This window comes from Bacteroides sp. B1-V-101 (genome assembly GCF_023656585.1).
Taxonomy (GTDB): Bacteria; Bacteroidota; Bacteroidia; order Bacteroidales; family Bacteroidaceae; genus Bacteroides; species Bacteroides thetaiotaomicron.
Genome location: NZ_JAMOKH010000004.1, coordinates 174,866 through 191,949, shown reverse-complemented (window position 1 = coordinate 191,949; position 17,084 = coordinate 174,866). Strand labels below are relative to the sequence as shown.

Annotated in this window: 15 protein-coding genes; 12 read left to right on the top strand and 3 right to left on the bottom strand. The window is 43.9% G+C overall.

The window, feature by feature from the left end:
- The first annotated feature begins 22 nt into the window (after positions 1-22).
- The 4 genes from NBH01_RS05410 to trhA all read left to right on the top strand — a co-directional run bounded on the left by NBH01_RS05410 (position 23) and on the right by trhA (position 2,341).
- Complete coding sequence (locus NBH01_RS05410; protein WP_008761129.1) at positions 23-922, top strand: diaminopimelate dehydrogenase; 900 nt, start codon at positions 23-25, stop codon at positions 920-922.
- Between the two features lie 95 nt (positions 923-1,017).
- On the top strand, positions 1,018-1,323 hold the full coding sequence (locus tag NBH01_RS05405) for a hypothetical protein (protein ID WP_008761128.1): 306 nt from the start codon (positions 1,018-1,020) through the stop codon (positions 1,321-1,323).
- Positions 1,320-1,649, top strand: a complete 330-nt coding sequence (locus tag NBH01_RS05400; RefSeq protein ID WP_008761127.1) for a hypothetical protein — start codon at positions 1,320-1,322, stop codon at positions 1,647-1,649. The genes NBH01_RS05405 and NBH01_RS05400 overlap by 4 nt, the downstream gene beginning before the upstream one ends.
- Before the next feature lie 41 nt (positions 1,650-1,690).
- On the top strand, positions 1,691-2,341 hold the full coding sequence (gene trhA / locus NBH01_RS05395) for a PAQR family membrane homeostasis protein TrhA (protein ID WP_032850333.1): 651 nt from the start codon (positions 1,691-1,693) through the stop codon (positions 2,339-2,341).
- A 33-nt stretch (positions 2,342-2,374) separates the two neighbouring features.
- On the opposite strand, the gene NBH01_RS05390 is transcribed toward trhA, so the two are convergent.
- Both NBH01_RS05390 and NBH01_RS05385 read right to left on the bottom strand, forming a co-directional pair.
- Positions 2,375-2,596 (bottom strand): helix-turn-helix transcriptional regulator, encoded by a 222-nt coding sequence (locus NBH01_RS05390; RefSeq protein ID WP_008761125.1) that lies wholly within the window; start codon positions 2,594-2,596, stop codon positions 2,375-2,377.
- A complete protein-coding gene (locus tag NBH01_RS05385; RefSeq protein WP_008766355.1) occupies positions 2,586-3,044 on the bottom strand; it encodes a hypothetical protein in 459 nt (152 codons plus the stop codon). Before NBH01_RS05385 ends, NBH01_RS05390 begins: the two co-directional genes overlap by 11 nt.
- Before the next feature lie 199 nt (positions 3,045-3,243).
- Between NBH01_RS05385 and rpiA the strand changes: the two genes are divergently transcribed.
- Complete coding sequence (gene rpiA, locus NBH01_RS05380; protein WP_061473764.1) at positions 3,244-3,945, top strand: ribose 5-phosphate isomerase A; 702 nt, start codon at positions 3,244-3,246, stop codon at positions 3,943-3,945.
- Positions 3,946-4,125: 180 nt separating this feature from the next.
- The gene (locus NBH01_RS05375; protein ID WP_211479128.1) at positions 4,126-6,567 is read left to right on the top strand and encodes a DUF3987 domain-containing protein; all 2,442 of its coding nucleotides are present in this window, start codon (positions 4,126-4,128) and stop codon (positions 6,565-6,567) included.
- A gap of 325 nt (positions 6,568-6,892) precedes the next feature.
- On the opposite strand, the gene NBH01_RS05370 is transcribed toward NBH01_RS05375, so the two are convergent.
- Positions 6,893-7,129 (bottom strand): DUF4248 domain-containing protein, encoded by a 237-nt coding sequence (locus NBH01_RS05370; protein WP_008761123.1) that lies wholly within the window; start codon positions 7,127-7,129, stop codon positions 6,893-6,895.
- 225 nt (positions 7,130-7,354) lie between these two features.
- Between NBH01_RS05370 and NBH01_RS05365 the strand changes: the two genes are divergently transcribed.
- From NBH01_RS05365 to NBH01_RS05340, 6 genes are all read left to right on the top strand, one after another.
- Positions 7,355-8,437, top strand: coding sequence for a PDDEXK nuclease domain-containing protein (locus NBH01_RS05365; RefSeq protein ID WP_016269600.1), 1,083 nt, complete (start codon positions 7,355-7,357; stop codon positions 8,435-8,437).
- Between the two features lie 301 nt (positions 8,438-8,738).
- Positions 8,739-9,224 carry an HU family DNA-binding protein gene (locus NBH01_RS05360; RefSeq protein WP_008766358.1) on the top strand — a complete coding sequence of 162 codons (486 nt, stop codon included), beginning with the start codon at positions 8,739-8,741 and terminating at the stop codon, positions 9,222-9,224.
- 39 nt (positions 9,225-9,263) lie between these two features.
- Complete coding sequence (locus NBH01_RS05355) at positions 9,264-9,704, top strand: N-acetylmuramoyl-L-alanine amidase (protein WP_048692391.1); 441 nt, start codon at positions 9,264-9,266, stop codon at positions 9,702-9,704.
- A gap of 90 nt (positions 9,705-9,794) precedes the next feature.
- Positions 9,795-9,890 carry a smalltalk protein gene (locus NBH01_RS05350; protein ID WP_008766360.1) on the top strand — a complete coding sequence of 32 codons (96 nt, stop codon included), beginning with the start codon at positions 9,795-9,797 and terminating at the stop codon, positions 9,888-9,890.
- A gap of 112 nt (positions 9,891-10,002) precedes the next feature.
- Entirely contained in the window at positions 10,003-13,134 is a 3,132-nt protein-coding gene (locus NBH01_RS05345; protein ID WP_008766361.1) for a hypothetical protein, read from the top strand.
- 12 nt (positions 13,135-13,146) lie between these two features.
- Positions 13,147-17,073: a DUF6443 domain-containing protein gene (locus NBH01_RS05340; protein WP_117978052.1), complete on the top strand. Its 3,927-nt coding sequence runs from the start codon at positions 13,147-13,149 to the stop codon at positions 17,071-17,073.
- The last annotated feature ends 11 nt before the right edge of the window (positions 17,074-17,084 follow it).

The window sequence follows — 17,084 nt, the reverse complement described above, 5'->3', positions numbered from 1 at the left end:
TTCATATAAAACCAATAAAAGAATGAAAAAAGTAAGAGCAGCTATTGTCGGTTACGGCAATATCGGACACTATGTACTTGAAGCGCTACAGGCAGCGCCTGATTTCGAAATAGCCGGAGTAGTTCGTCGTGCAGGAGCAGAGAACAAGCCGGAAGAGTTGGCAAACTATGCAGTAGTCAAAGATATCAAAGAGCTGGAAGGAGTGGAAGTGGCCATCCTCTGCACACCGACCCGCAGCGTTGAGAAATACGCGAAAGAATATTTGGCAATGGGAATCAACACGGTGGACAGCTTCGACATCCACACAGGCATCGTTGACCTGCGCCGCACGCTGGATGCCACCGCCAAAGAGCACAAAGCCGTATCCATCATCTCCGCAGGATGGGATCCGGGAAGCGACTCGATCGTACGCACCATGCTCGAAGCAATCGCTCCGAAAGGCATCACTTACACCAACTTCGGTCCCGGCATGAGTATGGGACACACCGTAGCCGTAAAAGCGATCGACGGAGTGAAAGCCGCCCTCTCCATGACGATCCCTACCGGAACGGGAATCCACCGCCGCATGGTATATATCGAACTGAAAGACGGATACAAGTTTGAAGAAGTAGCCGCAGCCATCAAGGCAGACCCTTACTTCGTGAACGACGAGACACATGTAAAACTTGTGCCCAGCGTAGACGCACTGCTCGATATGGGACACGGTGTAAATCTGACTCGCAAGGGAGTTTCCGGTAAAACGCAGAATCAGCTGTTCGAGTTCAATATGCGCATCAACAATCCGGCACTGACCGCACAGGTACTTGTGTGCGTGGCACGCGCTTCCATGAAGCAGCAACCGGGGTGCTACACCATGGTAGAAGTCCCCGTCATCGACCTCCTTCCGGGCGACCGCGAAGAGTGGATCGGACACCTGGTATAATCTTTTATCCGCATAACTGAAATAAAAATAGAGAAAGGAGACACACCTTTCTCTATTTTTTTTATCTTTGTCGGAGAAGACAAAACACACCCGATATGAAAAGACTATTCATATTCTCAACATTTCTGTTATGCTTGCTATCGACTACCTTTTCACAGCAGTCCGATAACACGATCAAACCGAATCTGAAGTACGGAAAACCCTCCAAGGAAGAGCTCACCATGACCAGCTTTGCTCCCGACACCACCGCAACGGCGTATGCCGACATCCAGATACCTTATTACTCCAACGGACGCAATCCGACACTGAAAGAAAACGTCAGCCAGCTTGCGTTATTCCTTGATTTCCGAAAACAAGTAGCAAAACAATTTAATAACAAAATTATAATAAAGAGAATATGAAGATATACAAAAAGAAAGAACTTCCCAGACATGAGGAAGAAGAGTTTTCAGTCATAGTACTGACTTGTGACGAACACGGAGAAACCAATCTTGGGTTTTATAACTTTGACACGGAAGATTGGAGTTTTCTTTCGGAAGCTGACCAAAGTTATAGAGACTCTGAATTTGTATGGATATACCCACCAGCCAATCAGATGAAAGAGTTTTTGATAAAATCAATCAAAGCTGAACGCGAATCAGCTCCACCTTCATCGAAGGAAAACTGGTTTAGAAAGAAAACCCAACCTATTAAAAAGAAAATCACTCTGGCTTTCAAGAAAAAATAAAAGTGTACCTTTGCGGCTCTAACCAAAGCCGAAAGGAAACATTGGAAAATAAAAGATACAATAACGTCGAAGAATGGGCAAACACGCTCAGTCACGGAGCAGGTATACTGCTTGGAGTCATAGCCGGCTATTTCCTGCTCGCGAAAGCGGCGGCGGGTGCCGAACCGAAGTGGGCGGTAGCTTGTGTAACCGTCTACCTGTTTGGCATGCTGTCTTCTTATGTCAGCTCCACCTGGTATCACGGCAGCCGTCCGGGTAAGCTGAAGGAATTGCTTCGCAAATTCGATCACGGGGCTATCTATCTGCACATTGCGGGGACGTACACTCCGTTTACACTGCTCGTCATGAGGCACGCAGGCGGTTGGGGATGGGGAATTTTCTCTTTTGTCTGGCTGTCGGCTATCGTCGGTTTTATACTGAGTTTCAAGAAACTGAAAGAACACAGTAATCTGGAAACCGCTTGTTATATAGCTATGGGAGCCTGCATCCTCGTGGCTATGAAGCCTTTGATGGATCATTTAGCAGAGATGGGAGCCGGTCCGGCTTTTTGGTGGCTGATAGGCGGAGGAGTTTCGTATATCATCGGGGCAGTGTTCTATTCGCTGCGCAAGCCATATATGCACGCTACGTTCCATCTGTTCTGTTTGGGAGGAAGCATAGGGCATATCATAGCGATCTGGCTGATATTGTAAGTAAAAGAAAGCCGTCAGGCAGAGTTCATCATTTCAATACGATGCTTCATCATTCAACACAAAAATTTCTTCCACCGGAACCCCGAAATAACGTGCTATCCTCAGCGCAAGGACAGTAGAGGGAATAAACTTTCCGGTCTCTACCGTATTGATTGTCTTTCGGGTTACTCCAATGGCTACAGCCAGTTCTTCCTGGCTGATATTCTTCATCGCCCTGTAGACCTTTATTTTATTGAGCAGTTCTTTATTTTCCATCTTTATAGGGATTATACAGAAGCAATCTTCTTATTTCTGAGAAAAGCATAGCTACCACCACTATAACCAGAGCACCCATACGTACCGAGAGATTAAAAAAATCTCCAAAGCAATAAACTAATAATCCCATTTGCATAGCCGCATAAAAGCCTGCTGTCAAAGCCTTAGAATTATAGTCCGAATATATTTCACTATCTAATGCTCCCATTAATTTCTTATCTTTCTTTATTCTCTCCAAAATATCGGAAGCTCTTATCGCTACAACGACATACAGCAAAACTGCAAATGCAAATATATACCATGTCTCTCCCAAAAATCCCTTTCTGCCAGTATCAAGACAAAATGTCTCCCACATTAATACTCCCATAAACAACATACCGACAATCGTCCGCATCAAAAGAGCATTAAATCTTTTAATCTCCATTTTCTCAATCGTAATATTTTCCATAACCATAGAATTTAGTCCATATTCTTATTTTTAAGTTTCACCCATAGGTTCCAAAAAGAAACCTTTAGGTTACAAATATAGATATTAAAAACTATATTCCAACCAATCATCCATCTATTTTTTAATTCTTCCGTTTTTGTTGAACCAAACACTCCCTTTCATTCGTTATATAAATAGAGACTCTAAAACTGCAAGAACCATGAACTGGGAAAATCACCTGATCAAAGACCTCCAATGGTCCAATGAGATTATCAACAGAGAAGCGAAAGAACGTGTAGCACGTGAGATCGCCGCCACAGCCAAAACAGGCGATGTGATAGGGGCCGGCTCCGGTTCCACCGTCTACCTCACTTTGTTTGAGCTGGCAAAGCGGATTCACGAAGAGCACCTATATCTGGAAGTGATTCCCGCCTCTCAGGAAATCTCCATGACTTGCATACAACTGGGCATCCCGCAGACCACCCTTTGGGACAAACGCCCCGACTGGACATTCGACGGAGCGGATGAGGTAGACCCCGACCGCAACCTGATAAAAGGACGTGGCGGAGCCATGTTCAAAGAAAAGCTGCTGATCAGAAGCAGCGGAAAAACCTTCATTATCGTCGATCCCAGCAAACTTGTCAATATCTTGGGAAGCAAATTCCCCATACCGGTAGAGGTGTTCCCGCATGCACTGCCATACGTCGAAAAAGAACTGCGCCGACTGGGTGCCTCCGAAATATCACTACGCCCCGCCCACGGAAAAGACGGTCCTATTTTGACAGAAAACGGAAACTTTATCCTTGATACCCGTTTCCATTATATTGACGCTTCGCTGGAAGAACAGCTGAAAACAATCACGGGCGTTATTGAAAGCGGACTTTTCATCAATTACGACATTGAAGTAGTTGTAACCAGATAAAAACCAAGCATAGCACATAGGAAAATCACCTTTTTAACATTTCACCCTTCCTTACACCCGGTCTATCTTTGCAGCCGACTTAAGGAACCGACTATTCTGCACTCAATAAAATAGTGAAAGCACTATTCTCCCTTCTTTATCTCATACTATCATTTATCAATAAAAACAAAAAAACATAGTATGGAAAAGCAAAGCTTACCACAAACCGAAAATTTACAATTTCAATTTTCTTTTTTTAGAAATACTTGGAGCAAGGAGTCTACCATAATCACCCTGCACAACCTTTATCTGCAAACCATCGGAACACTTTGGAAAGCACAGACCGAATGCTACCGCAAACTACAAGACCGTCCCGACCGCAGCAATGAAGCCAAAATGGTAAAAGACGCCATGCCTGTCGTCATCATCGAGGGCATCTGCCGCCCGCATTGCAGCCATGCCGCAGCCAATCTGGAAAAGATGAGCCGACTAGCCATGTACGACCTCGACCACCTGAACGAACGGACATCTGCCGTCAAAGCCCTTTTCCGTGCTCTCCCCTACGTGGCCTACACGCAGACCAGTATCTCCGACAGAGGCCTCAAAGTCGTCGTATTTCTCGATGCCCGCACCCCGGAAGAGTATCCTCTCGCCTACGCCATCTGCCAGCAGACACTGGAACGCATCGCCGGGCATCCGTGCGACGAACAATGCGCCCGCATCACCCAGCCCTGTTCTTGCGTATGGGATGCCGACGCCTACTACAATCCCACTCCCGAACCTTATCCGTGGAGGGAAGAACTCGACACCGACCCTTCGTTGACCAACCTGATCAAGGATAAAAGAAACCTTCCGGGCAGCAACGGCAACCCTTATGCCACCAGTAACGGCTCCTCCTCCCCCTTCCCTCCCGCTACCGAAGCCTGCGGATACATCGAAACCTTCGCCCGTAACTTCACCCATTACCACCCCTGGCAGAAAGGCAACCGCCACGAGTCTATGCTAGCAATGGGAAGAAGCGCACGACGTAAGGGATTTTCAAAAGAAGACCTTGAAAAATTAACATCTGTTATGTCAGTAGAGATCGTGAGAAACGGCTACACGCTGCAAGAACTCAGAAAAGACTTATCAGCTGGATATCAATACGTTGACCTATCCTATGTACCCCAAGAGACCCACAATTCACTGCCAACACTGACAACTGACACCTTTAGGCCTGTTTCTGTGGGAAATGAATCGGGGAAAGAAGAAGAGTTGTCCATAAAAAATGAAGAATTACGAGGATCTACTCCCTGCATTCCTAACCAAGTATACGACCATCTTCCCGACTTTCTGAAAAGAGCCATGAAACCGGCACGCAGCAAACGCGAACGCGATATACTGCTTCTAGGACTGATCGCCAACCTGAGCGGATGCCTGCCACAAGTCCGCATCAGTTTCGACCAGCGTCCTTACAGTCCGCAGCTCTACACCCTGATCATTGCTCCCCCCGCCACCGGTAAAGGACTTCTCACACTGGCAAACATGCTCCCACGAGAAATCGAGAATTATCTGAAAGGAGAAAACAAACGGAAAAAGGATGCCTACGACCGTGAACTCACGGAATGGGAACGAACCAACCAACAAATCAAAAAAGGGACGAAATCTACAGCAGCCTCCCCTGCTCCCATGCCCGAACCACCGGAATATTACCACCTCTGCGGTGCCCCCAGCACTTCCAGAAACCAAATTATCCGCCGGCTGAAAATCAACGGAGACCTCGGACTCATTATCTGTGCTACCGAATTGGACATGATCTCCGGCGCCATCAAGCAGGATTACGGCAAGCACGACGATGTGTTCCGTGCCGCCTACCATCATGAACCGGTAGCCACGGACTATAAGGTAGACGGCGAACTCATCTGCGCAGAAGTACCGCGCCTGGCACTCTGCCTGTCCGGCACCCCCAGCCAACTGGCCAACTTTATCCGCTCTTTGGAAAACGGACTTTACTGCCGTTTCGGTATCTACACCTGCGGAGCACGATGGAAATACCGTTCGGCGGCCCCCATCAAAGGACAGGAAGATTATATCACACTCTACAAGGGATTCGGCAAGGAAGTATTGGAGATGTACTTCTTCTTCCAACAATCTCCTACGGAAGTCACGCTGAGCGACAGACAATGGGAGGAACATACCGCCTACTTCGACTGTCTGCTCAACGAAGTGGCCAGCGAACAAGCGGACGCGCCGGGCTCTATCGTACTCCGTGGCGCACTGATGGTGGCACGCATAGCTTCCATCTTCACCGCCCTGCGCAAGTATGAAGGTGCCATGCAGATGAAGGAATACATCTGTACAGACGAGGATTTTCATGCCTCCATGCAGATCGTACAAACCATCCTCAACCACAGTCTGCTGGTCGCCTCCTCACTGCCGGGAGAGAAAATGAAACCTCAGCCTATGCAGTCATACTTCCGAATCCGGTCGGTCGTAGAGAGCCTACCTAGGATTTTTACTTACAAACAGATTAAAGAGAAAGCACTGACAGAAGGTATCAGCGAACGAAGTACCTGTAGATATCTAAAAAGCCTCATCGAGCTAAAATACATTGAGAAACAAACAGATAAATATATCAGAATAAAAGAATTCACTGACAAATAAGCGCTAAGTGGCAGTTGGCAGTGGCAGTAACGGAAAACGCCCGATAAATTGGTATAGAAAACGTACATCGAAGTAACGACAGAGTTCAGAAACGTACCGGAAACAAGCACAAGAAAGAAGCAAAGGTTGTACAAGAACCGAGAAGTACAAGTACTTGAATCAGGGAAAAGAAGTACTGAAACTGCCTCCATCAAGTACTGGAAAGAAGAAAGACATATACATGAAGAGAGAAAGAGAAGTACAACAATCTGCTGAATGATATACTGGAAACCGGAAGTAGACGTATGAACAGCAGCAGAGATAAAGAACTTCATTCTCTCTTTTTTCAAGGCTCGCCCAAATGACGGACAATCTGTTCCACCTCCTGACGCAGGAAACGATGCCGCCGCACATTATATCCGATGCCGCCCAACGCCTGCATCAACGGCTGGCATTGCTTGATCCATCTCATCAGTGTTTTAAGAGCTGACTCTGCCGAACGTCCCGGACAATAAAGCAGAGCCAGCTCTACTTTGTCATAGGCTCTCATTTCAAACTTTTTCTCTTCAATTAATTCTTTCATAATCTCATTTTATTAGCATTTTATAATGGTATAAAGGTACTAATAAAAGTTCACTTTGTAAAATAATAAGCAGATTTTATTGGGATGAATACAGACTTTTCCGGATAAAAAAGGATATCGGCGGACACCTGCGGACAAATACAGACAAGCAAAGAAAATAATTAGAACAGGGGGAGCGATTAACCAATAATAAGTAGTATCTTTAGCGGAACAAACGAAATCAAAATGGAAAATCAAAACCATGCATTCAACTATGCATATCTACTCAAACAAGTAAAAGCAAGAGTACTACTAGCACAAAAAAAGGCGATTTACACAGCCAATGAAGAAATGCTTTCAATGTATTGGGATATTGGCAAACTACTGTCCGAGAGTCAAAAACAAATAGGTTGGGGAAACAATGCCCTGGAGAAGCTCGCCAATGACTTGAAGAATGATTATCCGGAGATGAAAGGATTCTCTGTCAGGAACTGCCAGTTCATGATACAGTTCTATAATGAATATAATCAGCAACTTACAAATACGAAACGGGCCGTTTCGTATTTGAACAATAATGAAATAGTCCTACCTGTCAGCAAATTAGGTTGGTCACATAATATAACCTTAATGCAACGCACTAAAGACATAAAAGCCCGCTACTGGTACATGATCCAATGCCTGAAAAACGGTTGGAGCCGGGATTTCCTTATCGAGGCAATCAAGCAAGACTATTACCATTCTCACGGAGCATTGGCTAGTAACTTCGACACCACTCTTCCCGAAATACAAGCCAAGCAAGTAAAAGAGACATTAAAAGACCCCTATATTTTTGATATGCTTACGTTCACCGAAGAGTACGACGAAAGAGATATTGAACTGGGCCTTATAAAACATATCGAGAAGTTTCTCGTCGAAATGGGTGCAGGCTTCGCCTTTATGGGCAGGCAATACCATATCGAAGTATCAGAAAAAGATTTCTACATCGACATTCTTATGTACAATGCCTTCATGCATAGATATCTGGTCGTAGAGCTTAAGAGAGGAGAATTTCAACCCGAATATATCGGCAAACTCAATTTCTATTGCTCGGCTGTAGACGATATCCTTTGCCGGGAGGGAGACAATCCGACCATCGGACTGCTACTCTGTCAAAACAAAGACCAGATTATGGCGGAATATGCCTTACGGGATGTACATAAACCTATAGGAATCTCCGATTATGAACTTGGTCAAGCCCTGCCGAAAGATATCAAATCCGGACTTCCCAGTATCGAAGAGTTGGAAAACAAACTTAGCCGGGACCTACAAGACATAGACAATAAAGAATAAGACATAGCATAACATAGTCCTAAACCCCAATCAGGAACGAATCGTTCCATTCCCTGATGTGAACTGAACAGTATTATTCAGCTCGCATCAGGGAATTTCTTTTTAATCCCGGCCTCAAACCACCACAAGAACAGACATCCGCAGACATTTCCAGATAAAAAAGGACATCGGCGGACACCTGCGGACAAATACAGACATCGCCCATCCCCACTACCGTACTTTTGTCATGTCACAAGCAAGGAACCACCTGTGACGCAACACTTTATTATCATTTATTCAAGAACTTAAAACCAGTAAAGAAATGGCAAAAGTATTTTCATTCACCAGCGTGCTCCGCAAGAACATGATGGAAAAAGACAAACCGGACCTATATTACGCTCTCGCCAAATCGAGCGGAGAGATCGATATAGATGAAATGGCGGAACGCATCCAGCGTTCGAGTACCGTAAACTGGGCAGACGTAGTGTGTGTGCTGCGTGCCCTGCAGACAGAAATGATCGACAGTTTCAAGAAAGGAGAGATCGTCCGCCTGGGGAATATCGGTTCGTTTTATGTCACTTTGCGCAGCAACGGCGTACTCGTCCAGAAGGACGTGAAAGAAGGATTGATCAAAGGTGCCCGTGTCCGCTTCCGCCCCGGAAAGGAGATTAAAGACGCACTGAAAACGCTGGACTTCAGCAAGTACAAACCGGAAAACAGCGAAGGAGACAAGACCGATCCGGAAAACCCCAAACCCAAACCGGATCCCGATGACGGTGACGAAGAAGCTCCGGACCCAACCGTATAAGGCAATCATAAACCGGGGATTTACCAAATCTGACGAATCATGAGAAAGATCGATTTAATCGTGATCCACTGTTCCGCAACACGGGTGGACCGGACACTGACGGCCTTTGATCTGGAGACGCTGCACCGACGACGGGGATTCAACGGAACAGGTTATCACTACTATATCCGCAAAGACGGGACAACACTCCTCACTCGTCCCATCGAACGCATCGGGGCACATGCAAAAGGATTCAATGCGTCGAGTATCGGAATCTGCTATGAAGGCGGTCTGGACTGCCGGGGACGCCCGGCAGATACACGGACGCCGGAACAACGTGCCGCCCTCCGCCTGCTGGTGCATCAATTGGAGCAACGTTTCCCCGGCTGCCGGGTGTGCGGACACCGGGATCTCAGTCCGGATCTGAACGGAGATGGGGAGATCGAACCGGAAGAGTGGATCAAGGCGTGTCCTTGCTTTGAGGTAAAGGAAAGCCTGTGAGGACAATATAAATGAGCAAAGGTATAAAGACGTTTTCAGGAAGTAATTAATCTTTTAAAGTATCGGAAAGGAGGTGTGTAAATTATGGCAATGAAGAAATCCCTTTGGGATATGATTCTGAAAGTAGTCATCGCGGTGGCTTCGGCAGTAGCAGGCGTGTTGGGCGCTAATGCGATGAGTCTGTAAGAAAGTCAAAAATGAGGTCCGCCACCAAGATATCTGTTTCAGCTGCCACAGCAGTATACAGAAATATTTGTGGCGGACTTAGTATACAAAAATCAATAAACTAATAATGAAAATGAAATATATATTATTCACCATAGCTTTTCTATTGGCAAGTAATTGCCTGAAAGCGCAAGGGCAATTTGAGAAAGTAATTGGGTTGACAGGGGCACAAGGCTTTCCACAACCGGGTGTCAGTAATGCCAACACTCAAGGTAAAATACCTGTCGGACTATATACCGGAACTCCGAATATCTCTATCCCATTGTACGAATTTAAGTTAAGAGATAATATCCAACTTCCAATCAACCTCAATTATCATATTTATAATGTAAAACCCAACAACCTACCCAGTGAAGTGGGATTGGGATGGAGCCTTGAATGCGGAGGATGTATTACCCGGATAATTAAAAATGAGCCAGATATTTCTTATGAAAGTTCTAGCAATGAATACAAGCCTATAACCACCGAAGCTGATTTATTAACCACAGCAGACATTCTAGTAAGAGTATCCGGCAACTATATTAATACCCAAGACGAGTATCAATTTAACTTTCTCGGTTACACCGGAAGCTTTATGTATAGTCAAGAAAAGAGCAAGTGGATGGTTCAATCAGATTCTGACATCAAAATTGAATTTACCTCGAATACTTACAATAATACCCGTTCTCAACTTACCAGTCCACTTTCTCAATTTTACAACTATTGCAGATCAGAAGGAACCGGATTTAAGAACCCTTTATCATGTTGGTTGATTGATTCGTTTACACTGACCACGCCAGACGGTTATAAATACATATTTGGAGGAACCGATAAAACAGATTACAATCTACCTTTCAAGGGATTCTTAAACCTTCCTGCTCCCATCACCTGGCATCTCTCCAAAATCATAACTCCTGCAGGACATGAAATAGAATTCACCTACGAAATTATGCCGTTTCAAATAAATGGAAATATGTCTTTCTGTATAAGCTTGGATGCTCTATTCTGGCAAACAGCAATGAGTTATGATTATGAATTACTAGCCCCTGTACAACTTGCAACAGTCAAAGATGTAACAGACAATAAAATACTTGCCCGGTTTCATTACTCCCCAAGTACACAATTACCCTATGACTCACAGTATGCATGGGAAACCTGTATGGACCATGGGCCAGCTACATTTTTTACAAAAGAAAAGAATTTCACGTTAAACAAGCTAAACTCCGTGGTAATATTGGATAAGATAAACTATCAGTTTACTTACACTAATAGCTCCACTGAGCGATTAAAACTGAAAACACTGACTAAAACGACTCCATCAGGAACCCAATCGACCTATTCACTAAATTATTTCCCCAATCACCTACCCGGATATAATACAGGACACTATGACAACCTCGGATTCAATAACGGTGAAAATTTCTCATACTATTTCAGCAAAGAGTTCTTTGAAAATGCAATTTTTGCTGACAAGCAGATAGCCGAAGGCAAAGAGTATACCAACAAAAGAATGGGAGACAAGGGAGGATTTCGTGTGACTGCAGAAATGCTAAAATCCATCACATACCCCACACATGGAAGAACAGAATTCATTTATGAACCCAACGTCATATCCAGTATGGTGTCAGCAGACCGGAAAACAGTACAAAGTGCCCATTTACCTTATCCAGGCACTCCAGATTATACATATCCGGGAGGTCTCCGTATCAAAGAAATCAACAACTACGATAGCAATGATGAACTACTGACAAGAAAGCACTATTACTACACAAAAGAATTCACACCGACAACAAAGGGAGGTGTCTCTTCCGGTATTCTATCTTTCACTCCACAATACCTTTGGGGTTGGCAGCTATACAATCTCCTCAAATCACAAAACGGAGGACCCGAATATTATACCTTGAATGCCATCATGTCTCAAGCATCCAATCCGCTCTGGTACAACAGTCGGGGAGAGTATATCGGATATTCTAAAGTCATAGAGTGCAATGAAGACAAAAATGGGAAACTGATAGACGGATATACTGTCCATACATTCAGCAATTTCGGACCAGGTTATATGGACGAAGATCCCATAGCTATGTTGAATAATAAGTTCTCCCGTGAATACCCTCCTCATGTCGGTACCCCTTATAGTCCATACACTCCATGTTCATCAAACGCACTAAAGCGCGGAATGCTCTTAAGTAAAGAACAATTCGACTGTGCCGGTCATGTGAAACAAAAAGAACTATTCGAATATACTCCTATACAGAAAGATTCCATACTCATCACGGAGATAACCACTACTAATGTCATGGACTATAATTCAGACGACCCTACACTGGGATTCCTGAGGTTTGCTTTCGGAGGTACCTACTATCAAAAATTCTACAGCAACCTACTTTCGGAAAAACGGACTATCACTTACGATGACAATGGAAACACTATTGAGTATAAAGATAAATACGAATATAACTCCGTCAACAAACAGATAAAGCTGAAAACCAGTGAAGACGGAGCCGGAAATGTATACGAAGAAAAGACGCGATACGTGCCGGACATGCTGATATTTCCATTTGTACCTCCCTATAGTTCTTTCTACCAGATGAATCAGCTACACTTCACCGACTATCCATTGGAAGTGACAAAGATAAAAAACGGAAAAGTAACTGAGAATGAGACATATTTCTATAAGTTACTGACTGCAGACAGCAAAAGCTTAGTGAAAGACAAAGTATCCATACTGGGAAAACATGCTGATGCTGCAACATACCAAGGACTCCATAATGTGGGCAACGAGTTAGTAGCCGATGTTTCTAATATTCCCGCAACCACATACCTGGCATACGACTCTTACAGCAACCCGACTCATATCCGTAACGAAAAAGACAAAACAGAAACTGTCTACCTGTACGGATACAAAGGCAAATATGCAATTGCGGAAATCAAGAACAGCGATTACGAATCAGTTACAGGACTATTGGGGAATGATCTTATCAAAAGACTGGCAGACGCAACGAAGCCCAGTTATTCAGACATGCAGAAAGTTGAAAATTTGAGAACGCAATTACCGGCATCATTTATCACTACTTATGAATATATCCCATACATAGGTATCAGCAAAATTAGAGATCCCAAGAATGTTTCTACCTATTTTAAATACGATGATTCTGGACGTCTGATAGAAAAGACCGACCATAAGGGCGAACTGATTAGTTCATATAAATATTCAAACAACCTCTAAAGAGATAAATTTATGAAAATTATTATTTATATTACAGCTTTAATATGCAGCTTACTCGCCAGTCCTGTATTGGCGACAGAAACCGGGCAAATATCCATGACCGACATGGGGCTAAAAGTCACACCTTCTCCTGAAAGTACTCTCTACGAAGGAGATACTTGGATGATAACAGCAAGGAACAACTTTAGCTTGAACGAAGCAGAAATCAAAAACTTCGTTCCTTCACGCATATCAGAAGAATTGCGTCCGTACGTGAGACTTTTCAAAGTTGAGTTTACTTCTAATTCAGACGGTATATGCAACCTTTACTTTCACATAACGGCCGATCCGACAGATACGATACGGTTCGTTATCAAAGAATCCCCTCAGGATTTTCCGATAGAAATAATGCCAGCTGAAAGTAGACATGGAGAGATATCTTTATCCGATCTGGGATTGAGAGTAACGACTTCTATAGATTCACATCTCGAATACGGAGGTCAGTGGATAGTAACGATGGAAAACAAAAATCACTTATTCACTGCAGAAATCGAAAGGCTCGTGCCTTCAAGAATAACGGAAGATTTAAGAAGATGTTTAAGGCTCACAGGGGTAGGAATTTCAGACATATCATCCGAGTTCGTCGTACTCTTTTTTGATGTAACATTCGAAACAACATTTCCAGTACACTTCATTATCAAACAGTCACCTCAAAACATTCCAATAGAAATATTACCTATTGGAAGAGACAACTATATTTCCACAACGAATTATCTGGATAACACAAGAAGTGGGGGAAGAAAAGAAATTACTTACTACAACGGTCTGGGATATCCATCGCAGAAAATAGAAGTGGGTACTTCCAATAAAAACAAGAGTATATACCATCCGATCGTTTATGATAACTTGTTAAGAGATGATGCCAAATCGTATTTGCCATACGCACAAGGTTCGAACACAGAAATGATAGACTGGAAGTTTACCGAAAGTCTGCAAGATTTCTATGCTTTTAACTATAAGGAATATACTTATCACTTTTCAGAAAAAGTCTACGAAGATTCACCTTTGGGAAGAGTACGGGAAGTGTATGGTCCCGGAAGCGACTGGCGTTCGCAAAAAGCAAGTACCAAATTCAGCTATCTGAGTAACATAGCCGGAAATGATACGCTCAACTGTCTTCGGTTTGAAATGACAGAAAAAGATAACCAAAACATGGAGCTGAAAGTAGCCGGCAATTGCAAATCTTCCGAGCTATCCGTCACCCGAACCGAAAACGAAGATCGTCAAGTGACATTGGAATTCAAGAATAAATTCGACCAAGTAGTACTTAGCCGGCAAATTGAGCACAACAACGGCAGTAAGACGAATAACGACACTTATTATCTTTATGATGAGTTCGATAATTTAAAAGCGGTGCTTCCACCTATGGTATCCGCCCAACTCGTAAGCGGTAGCAGTTATTCGAGTCAAACTTCCGCATCCTTAGCTCAATACGCCTATCTCTATAAATATGATATGCGTAACCGGTGCATAGGCACCAAGTTACCGGGCTGCAGTTGGGAGTACAAAGTCTATGACTTGGCAGACCGCCTTATCTTCTCCCAAACAGGAGAACAACGAAAAAGAGGTGAATGGCAATTTGCATTGCCCGATGCAATGGGACGCGAATGTATCATGGGTATTTGTAAAAACGCCATAGACCCATTCAACAACCCGATACTGAATACATGCGTCAAATGTGAACGTACGGACAACGCTTCTCTTCTCGGTTATTCCGTAACCGGAGTCGCACTGAATTCAGTCACAGTGCTTACCGCCAAATATTATGACGACTATCTGTTTAAGATGCAGAACGGCACCCTGATTTCCAACAGCAGTTTGAATTATGAAGCAAACAGCGAGTTCGGAGAAAGATATACGACTAGTTCGCAAGGCTTGCAGACCGGAAATGCGACAGCCCGACTGGATAAAAACGGCTCTGTGACAGGATACGACTATACCGCTACTTACTATGATTATAACGGTCGTGCCATTCAGACAAAATCGACCAATCATCTGGGAGGATACGAAAAGACATACACTGCTTACAACTTTACGGGACAACCTGTGCACACCAAGCATATCCACTCCAAAAGTAACTCCGATCTGATCGAAGAAACCAAACACAGCTACAATCACGCAGGACGTTTGTCTGAAACTGTACAAATCGTAAATGAAAAGGACTCTACGAAAATGAGCTATCTCTACGATGACTTAGGCAATATTAAAAGCTTAACCCGAATAGACGGCACTTCCACACTGACAACGACCAATACGTATAATATCCGTAACTGGCTAACGTCTATCGAAAGCCCTCTCTTCTCTCAAACGCTACATTATACTGATGGTCCCGGCACTCCTCAGTATGGCGGAAATATCAGTAGCATGACGTGGAAAGCAAACAAAGAGTCAATCACCCGTAATTACCAATATTCATACGATAAGCTCAACAGGCTGACCAGTGCCAATTATAGTGAAGGAAGCAATTCGATGACGAATACAAATCACTTCAACGAACAAGTGACCGGTTATGACAAGCATGGCAACATCACAGGACTGAAGCGTTATGGGCAAACCGGACAAAGCAGTTACGGATTAATTGACGACCTATCTCTTACTTACACAGGCAATCAGCTCAAGAAAGTGACAGACAGCGCCACAAGTTCAGCATACGCGAATGGTTTCGAGTTCAAGGACGGTGTGAATCTGGACACGGAATATTCCTACGACGAAGACGGTAATTTAACAAAAGATTTGAATAAAAACATTTCTGATATCCAATACAATTTCTTAAATTTACCACGTCGGATACAGTTTAAAGACGGTAGTGAAATTTCTTACCTATATAGCGCAGACGGAACTAAACTCCAAACTACACATATAATCGCAGGAAACACTACTACAACCGACTACTGTGGCAATGTGATCTATGAAAATGGAAGCCGGGACAAGCTATTGACCGAACAGGGATATTTCTCTATAGCAGATAAAAAGTTCCACTACTACATCCAAGACCATCAGGGAAACAACAGAGTGGTTGCCAGCCAGGATGGAACGATAGAAGAAGTGAACCACTATTATCCGTTCGGAGGTTTGTTCGCTATATATTCATCTGCACAGCCTTACAAATATAACGGCAAAGAACTGGATAGAAAAGCAGGACTGGATTGGTATAACTACGGAGCAAGACAGTATGATCCCGTGTTGGGAAGATGGCATACGATGGACCTGATGGCGGAAAAGTACTATAAGGTTAGTCCATACGTTTACTGCCTGAATAATCCTATCCTATTGATAGACCCGAATGGTATGTGGCCCACATGGGGAGGAATCAGCAGAGGGTTAAGCAACGCTTTTAAGGGTACTCTAAGTTTTACCAATGGAGCTGCACGCGCTGTGGCAGATAATATGTTTCTTGGACAAACCTCACTCCGTGAAACCGGAATATACAGCAACGCAGCTGCCTACAACGCAGGACAGAACGTTGGCGATATTATAAGTATTTTTGCTGGAGCCGCAGAGATTATTAATGGTTTTGAAGAAGCAGCGGGCGGAGTCGCACTCAGTCCGGAAACCGCAGGAATTTCTTTAGGTGTTACCGCTAAAGGCGTGTATGATATCACTCACGGTTCATTGATGGGCACAAGTGGATTCATAAAGCTATTCTCAAAAAAAGGAAGAGTTAGCGAAGGCAGTAGTAACGGAAGCGGGTATTCAAAGTCTAGCGGGAAGAATGAAAAGCATTCGAATATGAAGGCGAGAGATGCGGCGAAAGGAAAAATGGAAGCTGCGCAGGAGAAATTAGATGCAATGAAAAAAGATCCCAAAAAGTCCAGAAAAGAGATAGATAAAGTAAACAATGAGATAAAGCATTGGAGAAATAAAATGGATAACTCTGGTGAAACACATCACCGCAAATAAATAAATGAAAT